The sequence below is a fragment of the Micromonospora fluostatini genome (assembly GCF_050410825.1).
In the GTDB taxonomy this organism is placed as follows: domain Bacteria; phylum Actinomycetota; class Actinomycetes; order Mycobacteriales; family Micromonosporaceae; genus Micromonospora; species Micromonospora rosaria.
This window is the reverse complement of record NZ_CP191251.1, coordinates 3,894,298-3,918,009: the sequence shown is the minus strand read 5'-3', so window position 1 is coordinate 3,918,009 and position 23,712 is coordinate 3,894,298. Positions and strand designations below refer to the sequence as shown.

20 protein-coding genes and 3 pseudogenes are annotated in these 23,712 nt (G+C 73.3%); 16 read left to right on the top strand and 7 right to left on the bottom strand.

What is annotated here, in order from left to right:
- Positions 1–60 precede the first annotated feature (60 nt).
- On the bottom strand, positions 61–816 hold the full coding sequence (locus ACQUFX_RS17090; protein ID WP_067366447.1) for an amino acid ABC transporter ATP-binding protein: 756 nt from the start codon (positions 814–816) through the stop codon (positions 61–63).
- A gap of 197 nt (positions 817–1,013) precedes the next feature.
- Here ACQUFX_RS17090 and selD point away from each other — a divergent pair, with 197 nt between their 5' ends.
- Together selD and ACQUFX_RS17080 are read left to right on the top strand one after the other, a co-directional pair.
- Positions 1,014–2,003 (top strand): selenide, water dikinase SelD, encoded by a 990-nt coding sequence (gene selD, locus ACQUFX_RS17085; RefSeq protein WP_428961370.1) that lies wholly within the window; start codon positions 1,014–1,016, stop codon positions 2,001–2,003.
- Between the two features lie 278 nt (positions 2,004–2,281).
- Positions 2,282–2,761 (top strand): hypothetical protein, encoded by a 480-nt coding sequence (locus ACQUFX_RS17080; RefSeq protein ID WP_428961369.1) that lies wholly within the window; start codon positions 2,282–2,284, stop codon positions 2,759–2,761.
- Between the two features lie 71 nt (positions 2,762–2,832).
- Here the strand turns inward: ACQUFX_RS17080 and ACQUFX_RS17075 are convergent, their stop codons facing one another.
- Complete coding sequence (locus ACQUFX_RS17075) at positions 2,833–3,078, bottom strand: DUF2277 family protein (RefSeq protein ID WP_428961368.1); 246 nt, start codon at positions 3,076–3,078, stop codon at positions 2,833–2,835.
- Positions 3,079–3,254: 176 nt separating this feature from the next.
- On the opposite strand from ACQUFX_RS17075, the gene miaB reads away from it, so the two are divergent.
- Positions 3,255–4,733, top strand: a complete 1,479-nt coding sequence (gene miaB, locus ACQUFX_RS17070; RefSeq protein WP_428961367.1) for a tRNA (N6-isopentenyl adenosine(37)-C2)-methylthiotransferase MiaB — start codon at positions 3,255–3,257, stop codon at positions 4,731–4,733.
- A gap of 50 nt (positions 4,734–4,783) precedes the next feature.
- Here the strand turns inward: miaB and ACQUFX_RS17065 are convergent, their stop codons facing one another.
- Entirely contained in the window at positions 4,784–5,065 is a 282-nt protein-coding gene (locus tag ACQUFX_RS17065; protein WP_428961366.1) for a hypothetical protein, read from the bottom strand.
- 139 nt (positions 5,066–5,204) lie between these two features.
- Complete coding sequence (locus ACQUFX_RS17060; protein ID WP_428961365.1) at positions 5,205–6,413, bottom strand: DUF349 domain-containing protein; 1,209 nt, start codon at positions 6,411–6,413, stop codon at positions 5,205–5,207.
- Positions 6,414–6,660: 247 nt separating this feature from the next.
- On the opposite strand from ACQUFX_RS17060, the gene ACQUFX_RS17055 reads away from it, so the two are divergent.
- From ACQUFX_RS17055 to dapF, 4 genes are read left to right on the top strand one after another with little or no spacing between them, the layout of a single operon-like run.
- Positions 6,661–7,110 carry a hypothetical protein gene (locus tag ACQUFX_RS17055; RefSeq protein WP_428961364.1) on the top strand — a complete coding sequence of 150 codons (450 nt, stop codon included), beginning with the start codon at positions 6,661–6,663 and terminating at the stop codon, positions 7,108–7,110.
- 45 nt (positions 7,111–7,155) lie between these two features.
- Positions 7,156–7,890 carry a class III extradiol ring-cleavage dioxygenase family protein gene (locus ACQUFX_RS17050; protein ID WP_428961363.1) on the top strand — a complete coding sequence of 245 codons (735 nt, stop codon included), beginning with the start codon at positions 7,156–7,158 and terminating at the stop codon, positions 7,888–7,890.
- On the top strand, positions 7,860–8,864 hold the full coding sequence (gene miaA / locus ACQUFX_RS17045; RefSeq protein ID WP_428966981.1) for a tRNA (adenosine(37)-N6)-dimethylallyltransferase MiaA: 1,005 nt from the start codon (positions 7,860–7,862) through the stop codon (positions 8,862–8,864). Before ACQUFX_RS17050 ends, miaA begins: the two co-directional genes overlap by 31 nt.
- A 10-nt stretch (positions 8,865–8,874) precedes the next feature.
- On the top strand, positions 8,875–9,705 hold the full coding sequence (gene dapF / locus ACQUFX_RS17040) for a diaminopimelate epimerase (protein ID WP_428961362.1): 831 nt from the start codon (positions 8,875–8,877) through the stop codon (positions 9,703–9,705).
- A gap of 158 nt (positions 9,706–9,863) precedes the next feature.
- On the opposite strand, the gene ACQUFX_RS17035 is transcribed toward dapF, so the two are convergent.
- Positions 9,864–11,336, bottom strand: a complete 1,473-nt coding sequence (locus ACQUFX_RS17035) for an NAD-dependent malic enzyme (protein ID WP_428961361.1) — start codon at positions 11,334–11,336, stop codon at positions 9,864–9,866.
- Between the two features lie 262 nt (positions 11,337–11,598).
- Here ACQUFX_RS17035 and hflX point away from each other — a divergent pair, with 262 nt between their 5' ends.
- Both hflX and ACQUFX_RS17025 read left to right on the top strand, forming a co-directional pair.
- The gene (gene hflX / locus ACQUFX_RS17030) at positions 11,599–13,053 is read left to right on the top strand and encodes a GTPase HflX (RefSeq protein ID WP_428961360.1); all 1,455 of its coding nucleotides are present in this window, start codon (positions 11,599–11,601) and stop codon (positions 13,051–13,053) included.
- Between the two features lie 44 nt (positions 13,054–13,097).
- A complete protein-coding gene (locus ACQUFX_RS17025; RefSeq protein WP_428961359.1) occupies positions 13,098–14,900 on the top strand; it encodes a WD40 repeat domain-containing protein in 1,803 nt (600 codons plus the stop codon).
- Between the two features lie 36 nt (positions 14,901–14,936).
- On the opposite strand, the gene lexA is transcribed toward ACQUFX_RS17025, so the two are convergent.
- Positions 14,937–15,719 carry a transcriptional repressor LexA gene (gene lexA, locus ACQUFX_RS17020; RefSeq protein WP_067372378.1) on the bottom strand — a complete coding sequence of 261 codons (783 nt, stop codon included), beginning with the start codon at positions 15,717–15,719 and terminating at the stop codon, positions 14,937–14,939.
- 550 nt (positions 15,720–16,269) lie between these two features.
- Here lexA and nrdR point away from each other — a divergent pair.
- From nrdR to ACQUFX_RS16990, 6 genes and pseudogenes are all read left to right on the top strand, one after another.
- Positions 16,270–16,830, top strand: a complete 561-nt coding sequence (gene nrdR / locus ACQUFX_RS17015; RefSeq protein ID WP_428961358.1) for a transcriptional regulator NrdR — start codon at positions 16,270–16,272, stop codon at positions 16,828–16,830.
- A gap of 105 nt (positions 16,831–16,935) precedes the next feature.
- Positions 16,936–17,547 (top strand): annotated as a pseudogene (locus ACQUFX_RS17010) (vitamin B12-dependent ribonucleotide reductase); the annotation flags it as partial.
- A gap of 462 nt (positions 17,548–18,009) precedes the next feature.
- A pseudogene (locus tag ACQUFX_RS17005) lies at positions 18,010–18,285 on the top strand (LAGLIDADG family homing endonuclease); the annotation flags it as partial.
- Between the two features lie 180 nt (positions 18,286–18,465).
- Positions 18,466–20,889 (top strand): annotated as a pseudogene (locus ACQUFX_RS17000) (vitamin B12-dependent ribonucleotide reductase); the annotation flags it as partial.
- Positions 20,890–20,978: 89 nt separating this feature from the next.
- Entirely contained in the window at positions 20,979–21,224 is a 246-nt protein-coding gene (locus ACQUFX_RS16995; RefSeq protein ID WP_428961357.1) for a DUF5522 domain-containing protein, read from the top strand.
- Positions 21,225–21,299: 75 nt separating this feature from the next.
- The gene (locus ACQUFX_RS16990; RefSeq protein WP_428961356.1) at positions 21,300–21,851 is read left to right on the top strand and encodes a hypothetical protein; all 552 of its coding nucleotides are present in this window, start codon (positions 21,300–21,302) and stop codon (positions 21,849–21,851) included.
- Between the two features lie 70 nt (positions 21,852–21,921).
- On the opposite strand, the gene ACQUFX_RS16985 is transcribed toward ACQUFX_RS16990, so the two are convergent.
- The gene (locus ACQUFX_RS16985; protein ID WP_428961355.1) at positions 21,922–22,608 is read right to left on the bottom strand and encodes a metal-dependent transcriptional regulator; all 687 of its coding nucleotides are present in this window, start codon (positions 22,606–22,608) and stop codon (positions 21,922–21,924) included.
- 98 nt (positions 22,609–22,706) lie between these two features.
- On the opposite strand from ACQUFX_RS16985, the gene ACQUFX_RS16980 reads away from it, so the two are divergent.
- Positions 22,707–23,603, top strand: coding sequence for a sulfurtransferase (locus ACQUFX_RS16980; protein ID WP_428961354.1), 897 nt, complete (start codon positions 22,707–22,709; stop codon positions 23,601–23,603).
- Positions 23,604–23,712: the final 109 nt, after the last annotated feature.

Genomic DNA, 23,712 nt, shown 5'->3' with positions numbered 1-23,712 from the left:
GCCCCATCGATGAGGGCTTCGACGGAGCTCGCCGGGGGCGGCACGCTCCACAACAGACGCCTAGTGCGTCAGGATCTTCGACAGGAAGTCCTTGGCCCGCTCACTGCGCGGGTTGGCGAAGAACTCGGTCGGCGCCGCGTCCTCGACGAGCCGGCCGTCGGCCATGAAGATGACCCGGTTCGCCGCGTGCCGGGCGAAGCCCATCTCGTGCGTGACCACGACCATGGTCATGCCGTCGCGGGCCAGCGACGTCATCACGTCCAGCACCTCGCCGACCATCTCCGGGTCCAGCGCGCTGGTCGGCTCGTCGAAGAGCATCGCCTTGGGCTGCATGGCCAGCGCCCGGGCGATGGCGGCCCGCTGCTGCTGGCCGCCGGAGAGCTGGGCCGGGAACTTGTCGGCCTGGTTGGCGATGCCGACCCGGTCGAGCAGCGCCAGGCCGCGCTCCCGGGCGGCGGCCGGCTTCTCCTTGCGGACCTTGACCGGCCCGAGGGTCACGTTCTCCAGGATGGTCTTGTGCGCGAAGAGGTTGAACGACTGGAAGACCATGCCGACCTCGCTGCGCAGCTTCGCCAGCGCCTTGCCCTCGGCGGGCAGCGGCCGGCCGTCGAAGGTGATCGTGCCCGAGTCGATCGGCTCCAGGCGGTTGATCGTCCGGCACAGCGTCGACTTGCCGGAGCCGGAGGGGCCGATCACCACCACCACCTCGCCCCGACCGACCGAGAGCGAGACGTCCTGCAGCACGTGCAGCGGCCCGAAGTGCTTGTTGACCTCGTCCAGCACGATGAGCGGTTCGCCCGTCGTCACGTCGTCCACCGTCCCTGTCGTCGCGGGAACCGGGGTCGGATGAACCCCCGGTTGCGGCAACTGTAGGCGGGGCGGCGTAGCGGCATGCAAGCCAAATGGTCACGAGGGTGTAACACCCGTCCCGGAGTGTGTCCGGAATCCGAATTCCGGCCCGCATCGGGCCGCTGTGGTGGCGATCGCCACGTTGGCCACGGGATCATCGGGGGATGACCGAACCGGTACGACTGACCAGGTACGCCCGAGGTGGTGGGTGCGCCTGCAAGATCCCACCCGGCGAGCTGGAGGCCATGGTGGCCGGGCTCGCCCCCGCCAGCGGCACCGCCGAGCTGTTGGTCGGGATCGACCACGGCGACGACGCCGCAGTGGTTCGCCTCGATGAGTGTACCGGACTGGTGAGCACCGCCGACTTCTTCACGCCGGTGGTCGACGATCCGTACGACTGGGGGCGGATCGCGGCGGCCAACGCCCTCTCCGACGTCTACGCGATGGGCGGCACCCCCCTGGTCGCGCTGAACCTGCTCTGCTGGCCGCGCGACGTGCTGCCGCTGGACCTGGCCCGGGAGGTGCTGCGCGGCGGGCAGGACGTGGCCCGCCAGGCCGGCTGTCACCTGGCCGGCGGGCACAGCGTCGACGACGACGGCCCCAAGTACGGCCTGGCGGTGACCGGGGTGGTCCGCCCCGACGAGTTGATCACCCTGGACGCGGGGCGGGCGGGGCTGCCGCTGTCGTTGACCAAACCGCTCGGGGTGGGGGTGCTGAACACCCGGCACAAGGCGACCGGCGAGACGTTCCCCGAGGCGGTGGCCACGATGAGCACGCTGAACCGGGACGCCGCCCGGGCGGCGGTCGCCGCCGGCATCCGCTGTGGCACCGACGTGACCGGCTTCGGCCTGCTCGGGCACGCCTCGAAGCTGGCGCGGGCCAGCCGGCTGACGGTCGCCATCGACACCGCCCGGGTGCCGTACCTGGCCGGGGCGCGGGAGGCGGTGCGCGACGGGTACGTCAGCGGGGGCAGCCGGCGCAACCTGGACTGGGTGACCCCGTGGACCGACGTCGGCCCGACCGGTGAGACCGACCGGCTGCTGCTGGCCGACGCGCAGACCTCCGGCGGGCTCCTGGTCGCGGGGGAGGTCCCCGGGGCGACCGTGATCGGCGAACTGCTGCCCCGGGGCGAGCACCTGCTACTGCTGCGCTGACCCCGGCGGCGCTGGTCGGCCCCCTGCTGTCGCACCCCGCCCCGGCCCGCCCCGGGCCGGGTGCGACGTCGGCTCGCCGGCCGTCCGGTCGCACGTTCGGGGCACCGTACCCGATAAACTGTCATCTTCCCGCTACTTCCAGCAACGGGGACCCAGGAAAATTTGCCCGGAATGGTCACAGACCGGTAACTTGCCCCCGGCTGCGGTCATATGCCCCCCACCATCGTCAGTAAGGCCCGATCCGGAGGCCGGTGGGACGAGCACAGCGAGGAGGCGGCGTGACCGAGCTGTGGAACTGGAGAATCGACCGGGTGCCACCCGTGGAGGTGTACCCGGCACTGGCCGAGGCGCTCGGTCGGGTGGTGATGCCGCTGGCGGTGGCCGATCCGGCCCGCCTGCCCACGTACGCGGTGATCTGCGACGTCTGGGAGGCCCCGGGCGAATTCGGCACCATCGTGGACTGCTACGGCGTGCCCGACCGGCTGTCCGAAGAGGCGGGCATCGCGGCCCTGGCCCGACTGCTGGGGTGCCACTGCCTGCTGCGCGACGACACCCTGGACGCCGGGCGGCACCTGCTCGTCGGGCCCGACGGCACCATCCGTCCGGTGCACTTCGACCTGACCGAGACCGACGACGGCGAGGAACTGAGCAACCAGCGGCTCTGCACCCTGGACAACCCGGGTTGCCGGGGCTGGTCCCGGTGCCACCGGTCGCGCTGGGCGCCCGACTCGGTCATCCCCGCCCTCGCCGCCGCCTGACCCCCCGCCCACACGCGTGGCGCGCGGGGCGGGGCGGGCGGTGAGAAGGGTTCCCCTCTCTACCGTAGGCGTTAGGAAGGGGCCCTTCCTTCCCGGCGGGCGGGGGTGGTGCCGCCCTTGACGACCAGGTCGTCGAGGAGCGTGCGGGTGGCCGCCGCGACCGCGGCGACCGCCGCGTCGAAGGCGGCGGCGTTGTGGGCGGCGGGCGCCCGGAAACCGGAGATCTTCCGGACGTACTGCAACGCCGCGGCGTCGATGGCGGCCGGGGTCACCGCCGGCACGAACGGTTCACGCAGGGTCTTGATGCTGCGGCACATCGCCTTCTCCTCGCCTGGGCCCGGGACCGGACCCGTCCACGGTGCCACGCTCCGGGCCGGGACGGGGGGCGACACCCGCCGGGCGGGGCCCGCGCCCGGGGCCGGGTGGTGGGACGCCACCGGGCCGCGTCGAGGGGCCGCTACCCTGGTACCCCGAGGAAAGGGGCGCTGCGAGGGTGGCGAAGACCTACAACGTCGTGACGTACGGCTGCCAGATGAACGTGCACGACTCCGAACGGATCTCCGGCCTGCTGGAGCGGGCCGGCTACGTGCGGGCCGACGCGGGTGACGACCACCCGGACGTGATGGTCTTCAACACCTGCGCGGTACGGGAGAACGCCGACAACCGGCTCTACGGCAACCTCGGTCACCTGCGCCCGGTGAAGTCCCGCAATCCCGGGATGCAGATCGCCGTCGGCGGCTGCCTGGCCCAGAAGGACCGGGGCGAGATCGTCCGCCGGGCGCCCTGGGTGGACGTGGTCTTCGGCACCCATAACATCGGCTCGCTGCCGGTGCTGCTGGAGCGGGCCCGGCACAACGCCGCCGCCGAGGTGGAGATCCTGGAGTCGCTGGACGTCTTCCCCTCCACCCTGCCGACCCGGCGCGAGTCGACCTACGCCGGCTGGGTGTCGATCTCGGTGGGCTGCAACAACACCTGCACCTTCTGCATCGTGCCGGCGCTGCGCGGCCGGGAGAAGGACCGCCGTCCCGGCGACATCCTCTCCGAGGTCCGCGCCCTGGTCGACGAGGGCGTGCTGGAGGTGACCCTGCTCGGGCAGAACGTCAACTCCTACGGCGTCGAGTTCGGCGACCGGTACGCCTTCGGCAAGCTGCTGCGGGCCTGCGGGGACGTCGACGGGCTGGAGCGGGTCCGGTTCACCAGCCCGCACCCGAAGGACTTCACCGACGACGTGATCGCCGCGATGGCCGAGACGCCGAACGTCTGCCACTCGCTGCACATGCCGTTGCAGTCCGGCTCGGACGACGTGCTGCGCGCGATGCGCCGGTCGTACCGGTCGGAGCGGTACCTCGGCATCATCGACAAGGTCCGGGCGGCGATGCCGGACGCGGCGATCACCACGGACATCATCGTCGGCTTCCCCGGCGAGACCGAGGCCGACTTCGCACGGACCCTGGACGTGGTCCGCGCGGCAAGGTTCTCCTCGGCGTTCACCTTCCAGTACTCCAAGCGCCCCGGCACCCCGGCCGCCACGATGGACGGCCAACTGCCCAAGCAGGTGGTGCAGGAACGCTACGAGCGGCTGGTCGCCACGGTCGAGGAGATCACCTGGGCGGAGAACAAGAAGCTGGTGGGGGAGACCGTCGAGGTGCTGGTCGCCGTCGGCGAGGGGCGCAAGGACGAGCGCACCGGCCGGATGTCCGGCCGGGCCCGTGACGGGCGGCTGGTGCACTTCGACGCCGGCTCGCACCAGGGCCTGATCCGGCCCGGCGACATCGTGCACACCACCGTCACGTACGCCGCCCCGCACCACCTCAACGCCGACGGCGAGCCGGTCGCACACCGGCGGACCCGGGCCGGGGACGCCGCCGAGGCGGGCCGCTCCCCGCGTACCCCCGGGGTGCTGCTCGGGTTGCCGACGGTCGGTGCGCCGGCCGTGGCGCCCGCGCCGACGACCGGCTGCGCCGCCCACTGACGTGAGGCCGGGGCCCGCCGCGCGGGCGGGCCCCGACCCGGATCCGGGGCTCAGACCGAGATCTTGCCGGCCCCGGCGCCGTTGGTCACGATCGACTTGACGTTGGCGGCCGGGGCCAACGGGTAGCCGTACGGGATCCCGGCGACGCTGCCGCCGGCCTGCCCGGCGCCCGAGTTGACGAAGTGGTTGTTCCGGGCCACCAGGGTGCCCGGCCCGGAGCTGCCCTCACCCAGGTGGTACGGGTCCCGCACGTTCTCGAAGTAGTTGCCCTCGACGAGGACGCCGCCACCCATGGTGGAGGCGACGCCGTACCCGCCGTTGCTGCGGTGCACCGGATGTAAAGGCGGATTGTGAACGTTCTCATTCCGGCTGGTCGACACCCCGGCGTCCCGGACCGCGCGGCGGTGGACGGCACAGGACCCCCGTCCCGGGGCGGGACGGGGGTCCTGGTCGGTGCCGGGCCCGGTCGGGCTAGCTGGCCTGCTCGGCGAGCTGGAGGAACTGCCGCTTCGAGGCCAGCGCCTGCTCGGCCTCCTTGATCCGGCGGGCGTCCCCGGCGGCCTGGGCGCGGGCCAGCCGCTGCTCGGCCTCGGCGACCTGCTCACGCATCTGCGCCAGCAGCGGGTTGTCGGCCGGGGCGGTCCGGCGCCACGCGGAGTCCATCACCTCGCGGACCTTGTCGTCGATCACCCGCATCCGGCGCTCCAGCCCGGCGGCGGCGTCCCGGGGCACCCGGCCCGCCTCGTGCCACTGGGCCTGGATGTCGCGCAGCCGGACCTGGGCACCCTTCGGGTCCCCGTCGATGTCGAGCGCCTCCGCCTCGGCCAGCAGGGCCTGCTTGCGCTCCAGGTTGGCCCGCTGCTCGTTGTCCCGGGCCGAGAAGACCTCGCTGCGCCGGGTGAAGAAGTCGTCCTGGGCGGCCCGGAACCGTTCCCAGAGCTTCTGCTCGGCCTCCTTGGACGCCCGGGGGGCGGCCTTCCACTGGGCCATCAGCTCCTTGAGCTGGTTGGCGGTGGCCGCCCACTCGCTGGAGTCCTTCAGCTTCTCCGCCTCGGCGACCAGCTCCTCCTTGACCGACTGGGCCTGCTTGCGCTGGGCGTCCAGCGAGGCGAAGTGGGCGCCCCGGCGCCGGGTGAAGCCGTCCCGGGCGGCGGCGAACCGCTTCCACAGCTCGCCGTCGGCCTTCTTGTCGACGCCCCGGATGGTCTTCCACTCGTCGAGGATCTCCTTGAGCCGGTCCCCGGCGGACTTCCAGCCGGTCGCCTCGGCGGCCAACTGCTCCGCCTCCTCGACCAGGGTCGTCTTGCGGGCGAGCGCCTCGGCGCGGGCCGCGTCCTTGGCCGCCCGGGCCTCACCGGCCTTCTCCTCGGCGAGGGTGGCGAGCTTGTCCAGCCGGCTGGCCAGCGCGTCGATGTCGCCGACGACGTGCGCTTCCGCCAGCGAGGCGCGGATGCGGCGGATCGTCGCCAGGGAATGGCCCGCGTCGGCGGCCCCCGAGGAGAGTCGAGCCTCGGTCAGGTCCACCTCGGTCACCAGGTCGGCGAAGCGGCGCGCGAAGTGGGCCAGCCCCTCCTCCGGTGCCCCCGCCTGCCAGGATCCGACCACCCGCTCGCCGTCGGCGGTCTTGACGTAAACGGTGCCGTCCGCGTCCACCCGTCCGAAGGCAGTCCAGTCGCTCATGTGCCCATCCTCGTTCTCCCGGCGTCGACAGGTCGGACCCGCGATCGCCGCCACGGCGCAGCAAGTTACTCCCGGCATTGTCACAGGTCTCACCGGGTCCGCGTCGAGCGCCTATCGCCGACCGTGACCATACGGTGTCCTACTCCCCGGTGGTGACCCGCGCGTCGACGGGTTCGGCGTTGCCGTCTTCTTTACCGTACGATGTACGACAAGCTGCCCCCGTCGGGGGCCGGAAGGAGCCCGTCAGATGTCCCAGACCCCGTCCCGGACCGTCCCACCGGCCGACGCCGGGTACGTCCCCAGCGCCGAGGAACTGGCCGCCCTCGACGACTGGTTCCGCCGGTACGACGCCCTCGCCGCGGCGGGGGACGTCGCCGGCACCGCCGACCTGGCGCTGTTCCCCCTCAACACGGTCACCGACGACGCCGCCGGGGAGGGCTCGGCCCAGCAGCTCGACCGGGCGGCGTACCTGGAGATGATGGGTGGGGTGCTCGGCGGCGCGGGGGAGGTGACGATGGAGTCCCGGCGCACGCCGCACTTCCTCACCGCCAGCCTGGCCGTGGTGTTCACCGACGCCGAGTTCACCGTGGACGGCCACCGGCAGCGGGTCCGCTACGCCGACGTGCTGGTCAAGGTGGGCGGGCAGTGGCGGTTCCAGACCATGGTGCAGGGCGGCTGGGGCGACCACGCCGGCTGACCGGGTCAGCGGGAAGCCCCGCCACCCGGCCGCTACGGTTGCCTGGTGTCCCTGGTCGCCGCCGCCGTCTGCCCCCACCCGCCACTGCTCGTACCCGACCTCGCCGGCGCCGCCGCGCCGGAGCTGGACGATCTCCGGGCCGCCTGCGACGCCGCCGTCGCCGGCCTGCTGGCCGCCGGGCCGGAGCTGATCCTGCTGGTCGGCGGCGGTCCGGAGAGCACCGCCTTCCGGACCGCCGACTACGGGTCGCTGCGCCCGTACGGTCTCGACCGGGCGGTCCGACTGTGGAAGGTCAACTGTGCCGGCGGCGAGCGGCTGCCGTTGAGCCTGACCATCGGCGCCTGGCTGCTCGGGCGGGCCGGCACCGACCTGCCCCGGTTCGCCGAGGCGGTCGCCGTCGACGCCACCACCACCGCCTGCGCCTCCCTCGGCGCGGACCTGGTCCGGCGGACCGAGCACCCGTTCGCCCTGCTGGTGCTCGGGGACGGGTCGGCCTGCCGGGGCACGGCGGCGCCCGGCTACGACGACCCGCGCGCCGAGGCGTACGACGACGGGGTGGCCGCGGCCCTGGCCGCCGCGGACACCGACGCCCTGCTCGACCTGGACCCGGACCGGTCGGCGGAGTTGAGAGCCGCCGGCCGGGCGCCCTGGCAGGTGCTCGCCGGGGCGGCCCGCGCGGCCGGTGGCACCTGGCAGGGTGAGCTGACCCACTACACCGTGCCCTACGGCGTGGCCTACTTCGTGGCCTCCTGGCGGCGGCCGGCGGGCGGGCCGGCGTGAGCGCGGCGGTCGGCCCTCCCGTCGACCCGGCGGGCGGTGGCTCCGCCCCCGGTCCGGCGGGGGGTGGGGCCGGGACGGTCGTGGCGGTGGTCGGGCCGACCGCCGCCGGGAAGTCCGCGCTGAGCATCCCGCTGGCGCACGCCCTCGGCGGGGAGGTGGTCAACGCCGACTCGATGCAGCTCTACCGGGGCATGGACGTCGGCACCGCCAAGCTCACCCCGGCCGAGCGCGACGGCGTGCCGCACCACCTGCTGGACATCTGGGACGTCACCGAGCCGGCCAGCGTCGCCGAGTACCAGCGACTGGCCCGCGCGGCCATCGACGACATCCTCGCCCGGGGGCGGGTGCCGCTGCTGGTCGGCGGCTCCGGCCTGTACGTGCGGGCGGTGCTGGAACGCTTCGAGTTCCCCGGCACCGACCCGGCGCTGCGTGACCGCCTCGAACGGGAACTCGCCGCCGTCGGCCCCGCCCCGCTGTACGCGCGGCTGCGCGCGGCCGACCCGGCCGCGGCGGCGGGCATCCTGCCCGGCAACGGTCGGCGGATCGTCCGGGCCCTGGAGGTGATCGAGCTGACCGGGGCGCCGTTCACCGCCGCGCTGCCCGAACCCACCCCGTACTACCCGTCGGTGCAGCTCGGGGTGGACCTGGACACCGCCGTGCTGGACGAGCGGATCGCGGTACGGGTGGACCGGATGTGGGCCGACGGCCTGGTCGCCGAGGTCCGCGAGCTGGTCGGCCGGGGCCTGCCGCAGGGGCGGACCGCCAGCCGGGCCCTCGGGTACCAGCAGGTGCTGCGCCTGCTCGACGGCGAGTGGACCGAGGCGCAGGCGCGCGACGAGACGGTCCGGGCCACCCGCCGCTTCGTCCGCCGGCAGCGCTCCTGGTTCCGCCGCGACCCACGCGTGCACTGGCTGGACTCGGCCGCGCCGGACCTGGTCGAGGCCGCCCTGCGGCTGGCGCGTCCCGCTGGGTGATGATGGGGGCGTGGAGTTCACCAAGGGGCACGGCACCGGCAACGACTTCGTCATCCTTCCCGACCCGGACGGCACCCTCGACCTGACCCCCGAGCGGGTCGCCGCGCTCTGCGACCGGCGGCGTGGCCTCGGCGCGGACGGCGTGCTGCGGGTGGTCCGGGCCGCCAAGCACCCCGAGGGGGCCGGGCAGGCCGGCGAGGCCGAGTGGTTCATGGACTACTGGAACGCCGACGGCTCCTTCGCCGAGATGTGCGGCAACGGGGCGCGGGTCTTCGTCCGGTACCTCGTCGACACCGGGCTGGCCACCCCGGCGGGCCGGGCGCTGCCGGTGGCGACCCGGGCCGGCGTCGTGCGCGCGCTCGTCGCGGGCGACGAGATCTCCGTCGAGATGCGCCGCCCCCGGGTGTACGACACCTCGACCGCCAGCCTCGGCGGGCTCACCCTGCCCGGCGCGGCGGTGGACGTCGGCAACCCGCACCTGGTGTGCGCCCTGCCGGCCGGGCTGGAACTGCCGGCGCTGGACCTCACCCGGGCGCCCGGCGTCGACCCGGCGGTCTTCCCGGCCGGGGTCAACGTCGAGTTCACCGCCCCGGCCGAGCCGGTCGACGGCACCGACGCCCACGTGCTGATGCGGGTGTACGAGCGCGGCTCCGCCGAGACCCTCTCCTGCGGTACGGGCGCCTGCGCGGTCGGCGCGGTGGCCCTGCGCGACGCCGGCCTGGACACCGGCACCGTCGCGGTCGACGTCCCCGGAGGCCGCCTCACCGTACGGCTCACCGAGGACTCCTGCTGGCTCACCGGCCCCGCCACCCTCGTCGCCACCGGCACCCTCCACCCCTGACCCGCCCCGTCTCACCCCCTCCTCCCCCCGCCCTCTCTCCTCCGCGATCTTGCACTTGCGGCCCGCGTTCTGGACCGTTCGCCCGCTTTGTCGGGGCGGCAACTGCAAGATCGCCGAGGAGGGGCGGGGCCGAGGAGGGGCGGGCGGTGGCGGGCGGGTCAGGGGGTGGCGGAGGCGGTGGCGGCGATCTCGGGGAGGTCGGCGGGGCCGGGGTCGGCGGCGGGGGCCGGCGTGGCGGCCGGGTTCTGCGCGGCGGCGCGGACGGCGGCGGCGACCGCCGGGGCGACCCGCGAGTCGAAGACGCTCGGCACGATCACCGTCGGGTTGATCTTCTCCTCGCCGACCACGTCCGCGATGGCGCGGGCGGCGGCGATCGCCATCTCCTCGGTGAACTCCTCGGCGTGGGCGTCCAGCATGCCCCGGAACACGCCGGGGAAGGCCAGCACGTTGTTGATCTGGTTCGGCTGGTCGGAACGGCCGGTGGCGACCACCGCGGCGTGCTTGCGCGCCTCCCGGGGGTCCACCTCCGGGTCCGGGTTGGCCAGCGCGAAGACGATTGCGCTCTTGGCCATGGTGGCGATGTCGTCGCCGGTGAGCAGGTTCGGCGCGCTCACCCCGATGAAGACGTCCGCGCCCCGGACCGCCCCGGCCAGGTCACCGGAGTAGTTGTCCCGGTTGGTGTTCTCGGCCAGCCACTGCCAGGCCGGGTTGAGCCCGGTCAGGCCACGGTGCAGGGCGCCCTGCCGGTCGTACGCGATGATGTCGCCCACGCCCTGGCGCAGCAGCAGCTTCATGATCGCGGTGCCCGCCGCGCCGGCCCCGGAGACCACCACCCGGACGTCGGCGAGCTGCTTGCCGACCACGCGCAGCGCGTTGGTCAGCGCGGCCAGCACCACGATCGCGGTGCCGTGCTGGTCGTCGTGGAAGACCGGGATGTCCAGCGCGTCCCGCAGCCGGGCCTCGATCTCGAAGCAGCGCGGCGCGGCGATGTCCTCCAGGTTGATCCCGCCGTACGCGGGGGCGATCGCCTTGACGATCTGCACGATCTCGTCGGTGTCCTGGGTGTCCAGCACCACCGGCCAGGCGTCCACCCCGCCGAAGCGCTTGAACAGCGCCGCCTTGCCCTCCATCACCGGCAGCGAGGCGGCCGGGCCGAGGTTGCCCAGGCCGAGCACGGCCGAGCCGTCGCTGACCACGGCGACCGTGTTGCGCTTGATGGTCAGCCGGCGGGCGTCGGCCGGGTTCTCCGCGATCGCCTGGCAGACCCGCGCCACGCCCGGGGTGTACGCCCGGGACAGCTCGTCGCGGGTCCGCAGCGAGACCTTGGAGGCGACCTCGATCTTGCCGCCGAGGTGCAGCAGGAAGGTGCGGTCGGAGACCTTGCGCACGTCCACGCCGTCCAGCGCGCTCAGCGCCTGGACCACCTGGTCGGCGTGGTTGGCGTCGGCGGTGTCGCAGGTCAGGTCGACGATCACGTTGGTCGGGTCGGAGTCGACCACGTCCAGGGCGGTGACGATCGCGCCGGACTCGCCGACACAGGTGGTCAGCCGGCCGATCGAGGAGGCGTCCGCAGGCACCGCGATCCGGATCGTGATCGAGAATCCGGCACTCGGAAGTCGGGTGATGGCCACGGAAAATCCCCTCCGTCAACGCTGGCGGCCGGTCAGATGTCGCCCCGCCTTTCTACTCGCCCGCCGAGGTCGTCCGGCATTCACCCCCTGGTTGGCCGGCGGAGACCGCGTTCACCCTCCTGGATCACCGGTCGGAGGCGGGCATATAGCACGTGCGTGCGGCGTTGCTCCATGACAGGATTACCGGTAGCTGCCAGATACTGCCCGGTCAGCTATCTATCGGACACTTGTGACGTTGTCGGACAACAGGCGGGAGAGCGGTTTGCGAGACCAGGAGACCTTCGTCTCAGTCGAGGGCGAGGAACTCGACGCCACCACCGGTGAGCTGGAGCTGTCGGAGCGCCAGGCCCTGCGTCGCGTTCCCGGCCTCTCCACCGAGCTCACCGACGTCACCGAGGTCGAGTACCGGCAGCTGCGACTGGAGCGGGTCGTCCTGGTCGGTGTCTGGACCGAGGGTACGGTCGCCGACGCGGAGAACTCGCTCACCGAGCTCGCCGCGCTGGCCGAGACCGCCGGATCGCAGGTCCTGGAGGGGCTCATCCAGCGCCGTACCCGGCCCGACCCGGCGACGTACATCGGTCGCGGCAAGGTCGAGGACCTCGGCGCGGTGGTCCGCTCCTGCGGTGCCGACACGGTGATCTGCGACGGTGAGCTCTCCCCGTCCCAGCTGCGCAACCTGGAGCAGCGGATCAAGGTCAAGGTGATCGACCGGACGGCGCTGATCCTGGACATCTTCGCCCAGCACGCCAAGAGCAAGGAGGGCAAGGCGCAGGTCGAGCTGGCCCAGCTCGAATACCTGCTGCCCCGGCTGCGCGGCTGGGGCGAGGCCCTCTCCCGGCAGGCCGGTGGCTCCGGCGGCGGAGGTGGGGCCGGCGGCGGCGTGGGCCTGCGTGGTCCCGGTGAGACCAAGCTGGAGACCGACCGGCGGCGCATCCGTCACCGGATCGCCCGGCTGCGCCGCGAGATCAAGAGCATGAAGACGGTACGCCAGACCAAGCGGGCCCGGCGGGCACGCAACGCGGTGCCGGCGGTGGCCATCGCCGGGTACACCAACGCGGGCAAGTCCAGCCTGCTCAACCGGCTCACCGGGGCGGGCGTGCTGGTGGAGAACGCGCTCTTCGCCACCCTCGACCCGACCACCCGGCGGGCCACCACCGCCGACGGGCGGCAGTACACCCTCTCCGACACCGTCGGGTTCGTCCGGCACCTGCCGCACCAGATCGTCGAGGCGTTCCGCTCGACGCTGGAGGAGGTCGCCGACGCCGACCTGCTGGTGCACGTCGTCGACGGCGCCCACCCCGACCCGGAGGAGCAGGTCCGGGCGGTCCGGGAGGTGCTCGTCGAGGCGGGCGCGGAGCGGCTGCCCGAGCTGCTGGTGGTCAACAAGGTCGACGCGGCCGACGAGGAGGCGCTGCTGCGACTCAAGCGGCTCTGGCCGGACGCCGTCTTCGTCTCCGCCCACACCGGGCGCGGCATCGACGAGCTACGGGCGGTGGTGGAGAGCCGGCTGCCCACCCCGGCGGTCGAGGTCCGGGCCGTGCTGCCGTACGACCGGGGAGACCTGGTCGCCCGGGTGCACCAGCACGGTGAGGTGCTGAGCACCGAGCACCTGCCCGAGGGCACGTTGCTGCACGTCCGGGTGGACGAGGGGCTCGCCGCCGAACTGGCGCCGTTCGACGAGGACCGGACGGACCGGGTGGTGACCGCCCACCGCTGACCGGCGTCGACTAACCGGTAACAGAGACATGCGACACTGACGTCATGCGCCGCGTCGTCTCCTTGTTCACGGTTGCCGTCGCCCTGTTCGGGGCCACCGTGGCGTTTCCCGGCGCGGCCACGGCCGCGCCGGCTCCGCAGACCGAGGCGGAGCCGGGCAAGAAGCGATGCACGGTCGCGGACGAGCGCCTGCGGGAGCTCTCCGGCCTGGTGGCCACCGAGAACGGCTACATCGTCGTCAACGACAGCTCCGACGTCGAGGAGCGCAAGCGCGTCTTCTACCTCGACAGCCGGTGCCGGGTCACCAAGGTGGTGCAGTACACCCAGCAGGGGCCGTTCGACACCGAGGACCTGGCGCTCTCCCCGGACGGTCAGACGCTCTGGATCGCCGACATCGGTGACAACATCACCAGCCGCGAACGCCGGCAGCGGGTCGCGGTGTGGACCATGCCGGTCGACGGTTCCGAGCGCCCGGTGCTGCACCGCCTGTCATACCCGGAGCGCAAGCCGCACGACGCGGAGGCGCTGCTGATCGGCCCGGACAACCTGCCGCTGGTGATCACCAAGGAGCTCAACGGCAAGTCGCAGATCTTCACCCCGACCGGGCCGCTGAAGTCCGGTGACACCGACCCGGTGCCGATGAAGAAGGTCGGCGAGGTCACCCTCCCGAAGACCACCACCGACAACCGGCTGGGCGCCCCCGGCCGGCTGGCCGTCACCGGGGCCGCCCGGTCGCCGGACGGCACCCGGGTGGTGCTGCGCACCTACGCGGACGCCTTCGAGTACGACGTCACCGACGGCGACGTGCTCGGCGCCCTGACCACGGGTACGCCCCGGGTGACGCCACTGGCCGACCCCTTCGGCGAGGCGATCTCGTACACGCCGGACGGCAGGACCTTCGTCACCGTCTCCGACGGCGGTCAGCTCGAGGACTCGGATCCGATCGACATCCTCGCGTACACCCCGTCGCAGAAGACCGCGGCGGAGCTCGCCGCCGGGCCCGAGCCGCCACCGGCCAAGGAGCAGTCCTTCCTGTCCGGCCTCTCCCTGGACGACATCACGTACCTGATCGCGGCGATCGGGATTCTCGGCGCGCTGCTGGTGGGTGCCGGCATCGTGGGGATCCTGCGTTCCCGCCGCCGTCCGCAGGACGACCCGGAGGAGCGCCGGCCCGACGACGGTCCCACCCCGGACGACGCGGGCCGCACCGGTCCCGCCCGGGACGGGGACCGGGCCCGGGGTGGGGTCTACGGCGGTGGGGCCGCCGCGCCCGGCGTGTACGGGGCTCCGGCCGCCGCCCGGGCCGAGGGTGCTCCCGGGCCGGGCGGCCGGGCCGGTAAGGCCGGCCCCGGCGGCGCCCGGGGCGGCAAGGCCGCCCCGGTGGGCGGCGGGGTCTACGGCGGCGGTGGCCAGCCCGCCCGTGGCGGCGGGGTCTACGGGGGCGGTCGACCCCCCGCCGGGGGTGGCGGCGGCTACGCCGGCGCTCCGGCGGGCCCCGAGGGGCCACGCGGTGGTCCCGGCGGAGGCCGTGGCGGTCCTGGCGGGCCGCCCGGCGGCCGGGACGCCGACTTCGGCGGTGACCGGGGCGGCCCGCCCCCCGGCAACGGGCGTGGTGGCCGTGGCGGACCACCCCCGGCCGGCGGCCGGGGTGGTCACTCCGGCGGTGGCGGTCGGGGCGGGACGTACGGCGGCGGCCGGGCCGAGCCGCCCCGCCGGGGTTCCCGCGAGCCGGAGCCCCGGGAGCCCCGGGCCGGTCGGCGCCGGGAGCCCGGCCCCGACGACGGCCGGGGCGGCCAGTACGGGCAGCCGTACGGTGGGCGGGGCGACTACCGGGGCGAGCGCTACTAGCGACCCGGTGGCCCCGCCCGGAAACGGCGGCGGGGGTCAGATCCGGCGCAGCACCGCCACGACCCGGCCCATGATGGTGGCGTCGTCACCCGGGATCGGGTCGAAGGCCGGGTTCTGCGGCATCAGCCAGACGTGCCCGTCCCGGTGCCGGTAGGTCTTGACGGTGGCCTCGCCGTCGAGCATCGCGGCCACGATCTCGCCGGAGTCGGCGGTCGGCTGCTGGCGGACCACCACCCAGTCGCCGTCGCAGATCGCCGCGTCGAGCATCGAGTCGCCCTTGACCTGGAGCATGAAGACCTCGCCCTCACCGACCAGTTCGCGGGGGAGCGGGAAGACGTCCTCCACGGCCTGCTCGGCGAGGATCGGCCCACCGGCGGCGATCCGGCCCAGCATCGGCACGTACGCCGGGGTGGGGCGCTGCGCCCGGCTCAGCTCGTCGTCGACCGCGTCGCCCGGGGCGCGGACGTCCACCGCGCGCGGGCGGTTGGGGTCGCGGCGCAGGAAGCCCTTCTTCTCCAGCTCCTTGAGCTGGTACGCGACGCTGGACGGGGAGACCAGGCCGACCGCCTCGCCGATCTCCCGGACGCTCGGCGGGTACCCGTGCCGGTCGACCCAGGTCCGGATGAACTCCAGGATCCGGCGCTGCCGGGCGGTCAGGTCGACGGTGGCCGGCTCGGGGAACGCGCTGACCGGGGCGACCGGGCGGACGGCGGGTCGCCCCGCGCGGGCGCGCGTGGTGCTCCGGCGCCGCGTGGCCGGCGTGCCCGCCTCGGTGCTCTGCTGCGGGTGCTCCTGCCGGCTGACCCGGTCCTCGGTCACGTCCGTCCTCCCTGCTGGTCGGCGCTGGCTGCCTGGCGGCACATGGTGCGTACGGTGGACGCCGGGCGGACCGGCGGGATCGCCGCGCCCGGCTGTTCCTGACCGTATCGGTGAGATCGGCCATTTTCAAACATCTGTACGACCTCTTCCGGCGTGTCGAGACGGAAATCCGCGCCACTCGAACGGGTGTTCTGATAAATGGTACGTCGAATTGGTACGGGTGTTCGGTCCCGGGGGTTGTTCCGGCTCGTTCGGTCGCTGCCGGTAACCCGTCGGCGGCTGACCGGGTTGGGTTCTCGGTGGGGGTGGGCTGGGTGCTGCCGCGGTGACGCGCCGGACACGCCGGCCAACTTGACCGCGGTCCGTCGGCGGCATACGGTCGACCCCTAGATGTAGTAGTCACATGGGTGTAAGTCGCCTACAGGTTGGGTTCGGCTACCGACCGCACTCCCCGCACGGTCAACCGGCGGCAGCCATCGGCGATGGCTGGCGCACCTCGACGCGTGCCCGGGGAACGGCGTTTCCCGCGATCGATGAAGGAGGTCGGGCGATGCGGTGCCCCTACTGCCGGCACGCCGACTCCCGGGTGGTCGACTCGCGGGAGGCCGACGACGGCCAGTTGATCCGCCGGCGGCGGTCCTGCCCGGAGTGCGGCAAGCGGTTCACCACGGTCGAGGAGGCGGTCCTCGCGGTGGTCAAGCGCAGCGGGGTCACCGAGCCGTTCAGCCGGACGAAGATCATCGGAGGGGTGCGCAAGGCGTGCCAGGGGCGGCCGGTCGACGAGGACTCGATCGCCCTGCTGGCGCAGAAGGTCGAGGAGACCGTCCGGGCCAAGGGCGCGGCCGAGCTGCCCAGCCACGAGGTGGGGCTGGCCATCCTGGGCCCGCTGCGGGACCTGGACGAGGTGGCGTACCTCCGGTTCGCCAGCGTCTACCGGTCGTTCGACTCGCTCGCGGACTTTGAGCGGGAGATCGAGACGCTGCGGGCCGTGGCGCGGGCCCGGGAGGGCGCCGCCGCCGAGCCACCGACCGGAGCGCCGCCGGCGGCGCCGGGCGGCGACCCCGCCGCCGGGGCCGCACCGGCCACCGGCCTGCGCGGGGCCCCGGCCTGACCGACCGGCGCGGCGCGGGCCACCCGCGCCGGCCGACGAACACGGCGAAGTTCATGACAGTAACCAGGCGTGGCAGCGCGCTGCGCAGACGAGGGGGCGGATGAGATGGCGGGGGACGGCGTGACAACCAGTCGGTCACGGAGCAAGGCCGGCGCGGGGCTCAAGATCGAGCGGGTCTGGACCACCGAGGGGGTCCACCCCTACGACGAGGTCGCCTGGGAGCGGCGCGACATCGTCATGACCAACTGGCGGGACGGCTCGATCAACTTCGAGCAGCGCGGGGTCGAGTACCCGGAGGCGTGGAGCGTCAACGCGGCCAACATCGTCACCACCAAGTACTTCCGGGGCGCGGTGGGCACCCCGGAGCGGGAGTGGTCGCTCAAGCAGCTGATCGACCGGGTGGTCGGCGTCTACCGCGCCGCCGGTGAGGAGTACGGCTACTTCGCCACCCCGGCCGACGCGGAGGTCTTCGCCCACGAGCTGACCTGGATGCTGCTGCACCAGGTGTTCAGCTTCAACTCCCCGGTCTGGTTCAACGTCGGTACGCCGTCGCCGCAGCAGGTCAGCGCGTGTCTTCCGTACGACTCGCTGGTGAGCACCCCGGACGGCCTGGTGCCGATCGGCAAGCTGGTCGAGGAGGGGGCCGTCGGGACCAAGGTGTACGACGGAACCGGGCTGACCAAGATCGTCGCCGTCAAGGACAACGGGGTGCGGGAGGTCATCCGGCTGCACACCAAGGCCGGCTACCAGCTCGACGTCACCCCGGACCACGTCGTCTGGCTCAGCACCGGGGTCGGCACCGGGCGTTGGGTGGAGGCGGGCACCCTGGAGCCGGGTGACCAGCTCGAGTGGCACCGGACCTTCGCCCACGGCGAGGGCGAGATAGACCTGCGGGAGATCCGGGAGGCCGCCCTCGCGGGCTGGCTCCAGTCGGACGGGTTCGTCGGCCAGTACGCCGAGGGCACCAACCGGTCGTTGACGATCGAGGCGATCACCGTCAACGACGACGAGCTGGACTGGGTGACCGGCACCCTCGACGCGGTCTTCCCGGACGCGCACCGCAAGGTCCGCACCGTGACGACCCAGGACGAGAAGCTGGACTGCCGGCGCACCCGCCTCTACGGCGAGCACCTGCGGCCCTTCGTGGACAAGTGGGACCTGTCGGTCCGGGGCGCCGACATGACGGTGCCGCAGCGGCTGTTCACCGCGCCGCTGCCGGTCGTCACGGCGTACCTGCGCAGCATCTTCCAGGCCGAGGGGTACGTCTCCGTCCGGGAGCGCTCGACCCTGGTGGCGGCGGACATGGTCTCCGAGCAGCTCATCCGGGGAGTGCAGAGCCTGCTGCTGCGGTTCGGGATCTTCTCCCGGGTCTCCCGGAAGGCCGACCCCCGGCCGAACCGGCAGGACATGTGGACCGTCCGGATCCAGAACGACGGTGACCGCGACGCCTTCGCCACCCACATCGGCTTCGTCGGCGCGGAGAAGATGGCCAGGCTCGAGGCCAGCTTCGCCACGCCGGGGCGGCCGGCCAACGACGTCAAGCGGCTGGAGATCGACCGGATCGAGCCGCTGGGCGCGATGGCGGTCTACGACATCCAGACCGAGAGCGGCGAGTTCCTGGCCGGGAACCTCCGGGTCCACAACTGCTTCATCCTGGCCGTCGACGACTCGATGGACTCGATCCTCGACTGGTACAAGGAGGAGGGGCTGATCTTCAAGGGCGGCTCCGGCTCCGGGGTGAACCTGTCCCGGATCCGCTCCTCCCGGGAGCTGCTCTCCTCCGGTGGCACCGCCTCCGGCCCGGTCAGCTTCATGCGCGGCGCGGACGCCAGCGCGGGCACCATCAAGTCCGGCGGGGCCACCCGGCGGGCCGCCAAGATGGTCATCCTCGACGTCGACCACCCGGACATCGAGGAGTTCGTGGTCACCAAGGCGCGCGAGGAGGACAAGATCCGCGCGCTGCGGGACGCCGGCTTCGACATGGACCTGGGCGGCTCGGACATCGTCAGCGTCCAGTACCAGAACGCCAACAACTCGGTCCGGGTCTCCGACGAGTTCATGACCGCCGTGGAGAGCGGCGGCGGCTTCGACCTGCGCGGCCGGCTCGACGGCGCGGTGATCGAGACCATCGACGCGAAGAACCTGTTCCGGACGATCTCGACGGCCGCCTGGGAGTGCGCCGACCCGGGCCTGCAGTACGACGACACCATCAACGACTGGCACACATGCCCGGAGACCGGGCGGATCACCGCGTCGAACCCGTGCTCGGAGTACCTGCACCTGGACAACTCCTCGTGCAACCTGGCCTCGCTGAACCTGATGAAGTTCCTGCGCGCCGACGGCGGCTTCGAGGTGGAGAAGTTCGTCCGCTCGGTCGAGTTCGTCATCACCGCGATGGACATCTCGATCTGCTTCGCCGACTTCCCGACCGAGAAGATCGGCGAGACCACCCGCGCCTACCGGCAGCTCGGCATCGGGTACGCCAACCTGGGCGCCCTGCTGATGGCCTCCGGCCTGCCGTACGACTCGGACCAGGGGCGCTCGGTCGCCGCCGCGATCACCTCGCTGATGACCGGTACCGCGTACCGCCGCTCCGCCGAGCTGGCCGGCATCGTCGGCGCGTACGACGGGTACGCCCGCAACGCCGAGCCGCACAAGCGGGTCATGCGCAAGCACGCCGCCGCCAACGACGCGATCAAGCCGGCCGGCACCGTGGCCACCGCCATCCAGCGGGAGGCCACGAAGCAGTGGACCCAGGGCAACAAGCTCGGCGACCGCAACGGCTGGCGCAACTCGCAGGCCAGCGTGCTCGCCCCGACCGGCACCATCGGCCTGATGATGGACTGCGACACCACCGGTGTCGAGCCGGACCTGGCGCTGGTCAAGTTCAAGAAGCTGGTCGGCGGCGGCTCGATGCAGATCGTCAACCAGACCGTGCCGCGCGCCCTGCGCAGCCTCGGCTACCCCGAGGAGCAGGTCGAGGCGATCGTCGAGCACATCGCCGACCACGGTCACGTGGTGGACGCCCCCGGCCTGAAGACCGAGCACTACCCGGTCTTCGACTGCGCCATGGGCGAGCGCTCGATCGCCCCGATGGGCCACGTCCGGATGATGGCGGCGGTCCAGCCGTTCATCTCCGGGGCCATCTCCAAGACGGTCAACATGCCGGAGGCGGCCACCGTCGAGGACGTCGAGAAGATCTACTTCGAGGGCTGGAAGCTCGGCCTCAAGGCCCTGGCGATCTACCGGGACAACTGCAAGGTCGGCCAGCCGCTCTCGGCGGCCAAGCCGAACAAGACCACCGAGACCGTGCAGGCCCCGGCCGCCGAGGTCTCGACGGTGGTGGAGAAGGTCGTCGAGTACCGCCCGGTGCGCAAGCGGCTGCCGAAGAAGCGCCCGTCCCAGACGGTCAGCTTCTCGGTCGGCGGCGCCGAGGGGTACCTGACCGCCTCGTCGTACCCGGACGACGGCCTCGGCGAGGTCTTCCTCAAGATGTCGAAGCAGGGCTCGACCCTGGCCGGCGTGATGGACGCCTTCTCGGTGGCCATCTCCATCGGTCTCCAGTACGGCGTCCCGCTGGAGACGTACGTCAGCAAGTTCACCAACATGCGCTTCGAGCCGGCGGGCATGACCGACGACCCGGACGTGCGGATGGCCGCCTCGGTGATGGACTACATCTTCCGCCGCCTGGCCCTGGACTTCCTGCCGTACGAGCGCCGCGCGGAACTGGGCATCTTCACCGCCAAGGAGCGGGCCGCCCAGCTCCGGGCCGAGGCGGAGGCGGAGGCGGGCGGTGCGGACCTCACCGCGATGGCCGCCTCCGCCCCGGTCGAGACGCCGGAGCCGAAGACCGGCCCGGTCGCCCAGCCGGCCCAGGAGGTCGCCGACGTCGCGGCGGTCAAGCCGGCGCCGTCGGTCGGCTCCAGCACCGAACTGCTGGAGGCGGTCATCGGCAAGGCCGCCGACGCGCCGCTCTGCTTCACCTGCGGGACGAAGATGCGCCCGGCCGGTAGCTGCTACGTCTGCGAGGGCTGCGGCTCCACCAGCGGCTGTAGCTGATCCGACACACCCGGGCCCGCCCGGCGGTAAGGAAGGGCCCCCTACTAACCGTATGCGTTAGTAGGGGGCCCTTCCTTACACTGCTGCGGGTGGGGAGGGGAGAGCGGCGTCCGTTGGCGGCCCGGCCGTTGACCGAGCCGCACCCGTCCCGGCTGTCCCCCGGGCACCCGGAGCGGGAACGGATCCTGGCCGCGCACGCCGCCGCCCTGGCCGCCGGGGAGGCGGGCTACCTCGACCCGACCAGCGGGCTGTTCGTGCTCAGCGCCGGGTTCCTCGCCAGACGGGGTACCTGCTGCGGGCGTGGCTGCCGACACTGCCCGTACGTGTCCGACTGACGACTTTCCTCGACGGGATCCACGCCGTACGGTGTCCGACGGACGTGGCGCGGACGACCGTCGTCGGGAGGGTGGATGGTGCGCGGGCGGATCTGGTGTGCCGCAGCGGTGGTGCTGCTGGCGTCGGGGTGCGCGAAGGAAAACGAGCCGGTGGCGCTACCGGCGATGGCACCGGTGCCGAACGGGGCGGTGGCGGCCTCCGCCGGGGGCGCCTGCGGGATGCTCGACTTCGCGGTGATCGAGGAGCACGCCGGGGTCCGGTTCGACGTGGCGGCGGCCAGCGAGCGGGGCGACAGCCACACCTGCGTGCTCCGGGTCGGGCGGGAGAGCCTGCCCGAGCTGACCCTGAGCGTCAGCAAGACCTCGCTGGACAAGGCCGCCTTCACCGCCGACATGGTGCCGGACAAGGCCGAGAAGGTCGCCGGCCTGGGGCAGGAGGCGTACCGGCGCACCGTCGCGGCGTCCGGGAAGAACGGGCCGGCCGCCGAGGTGGGCTGGCTGGCCGACGAGAGCCGGCTGGCGGTCCTGCACTACACCCTGCCGCCCGACACCGAGCGGGCCGCTGCCGAGGAGTTGACCGGCAAGCTGGCCGACCTGGCGAAGACGATCCAGGTCGCACCCCTCTGACCCAGGTGTCAGGAAGGGCCCCCTCTTAACCGTATGCGTTAAGAGGGGGCCCTTCCTTACACCCAATCTGTCAGGCGGCGGCGACGAAGACCCGGGAGGCGACCTCGCGGGGCAGCCGGACCCGGTCGCCGGAGCGGTCGATGGAGACGCCGTCCCGTTCCTGCGCGACGGTCACCATGGCCCCCGGGTCGACGCCCGCCGCGTGCAGTTGCCGCAGCACGTCCGCGTCGGTCTGGACGCTCTCGCAGATCCGCCGCACCACCACCGGGCCGGAGAGGCCGGGGAAGGCGAGGTTCCGCTCGTTCTCGGTGACCTGCACCTCGGGCTGCTCCGGCGTGCCCAGCTCCTCCAGCCCCGGGATCGGGTTGCCGTACGGCGACCGGGTCGGCCGGTTGAGCAGGTCGTACACCCGCTTCTCGACCGCGTCGCTCATCACGTGCTCCCAGCGGCAGGCCTCCTCGTGGGCCTCCTCGTAGGGCATCCCGATGACGTTGACCAGCAGCAGCTCGGCGAGGCGGTGCTTGCGCATCACGGCGACCGCCGTGCTGCGGCCCAGGGTGGTGAGGGTCAGGTGCCGGTCGCCCTCGACGGTGAGCAGCCCGTCGCGTTCCATCCGGGCCACGGTCTGGCTGACCGTCGGGCCGCTCTGCCGTAGCCGTTCGGCGATCCGGGCGCGCAACGGCGGCACGCCCTCCTCCTCCAGTTCGAGGATGGTGCGCAGGTACATCTCGGTCGTGTCGACCAGGTCATGCTTCACGTCAGCGGCCTCCCGGTGGTCGATGCTACCTTGACCTGCGCCGGACGACCGTCGGCGAACCGCCAGGTCGCTGTCCCGGATGAGGTTGACTGGTCGCCATGTCCGGAATCCCGAACCCGCTCGTCGAGCCCGCCGACCTCGCCGCCGAGTTGGACCGCCCCGACCCGCCCACCCTGCTCGACGTCCGCTGGCGGCTGGCCGGTCCCTCCGGCCGCGCCGACCACGCCGCCGGCCACCTGCCGGGCGCGGTCTTCCTCGACCTGGACGCCGACCTCTGCGGCCCGCCCGGCCCCGCCGGCCGGCACCCGCTGCCCGACCCGGTCCGCCTGCAGGCCGCGCTGCGGGCCGCCGGGGTCCGCGCCGGTCACCCCGTGGTGGTGTACGACGGTGGCGACGGGCTGGCCGCCGCCCGGGCCTGGTGGACGCTGCGCTGGGCGGGGCACCGGCCGGTCCGGGTGCTCTCCGGCGGCTGGTCGGCCTGGCTGGCCGCAGGGCTGACCACCACCACCGACCAGCCGACCCCGGCACCGGGGGACGTGGTGGTGCGCCCCGGAGCCCTCCCGGTCCTCGACGCCGCGCAGGCCGCCGGCCTGGCCGCCGGGTCCGGCCACCGCCCCGGGGAGTCCGGAGGCGGTGACCCGGAGCGGGCGGGCGTGCTGCTCGACGTCCGGGCCGCCGCCCGGTACCGGGGCGAGACCGAGCCGATCGACCCGGTCGCCGGGCACGTACCCGGGGCGGTGAACCTGCCGCTCACCGACCTCGTCGGCGCGGACGGCCGGTACCCGGACGCCGCCGGCCTGCGCCGCCGGTTCGCCGGGGCGGGGGTGACCGACGCCCGACCGGTGGGGGCGTACTGCGGCTCCGGGGTGACCGCCGCGCAGGCCGTCCTCGCCCTGCACCTGGCCGGGCGGCCGGACGCCGCGCTGTACGTCGGGTCGTGGAGCAACTGGGTGGCCGACCCGGCCCGCCCGGTGGCCACCGGCGACGGAACCTGACCGCCGCCCGCCGCCCTGCCGCCCCGGAGGACCCGGTTGGGACGTCCCCGGCCGGGGCCGAGACACTCCGGCGGCCGCCGGTCGTCGCGGCCGGGCCCCGGCCCGACCT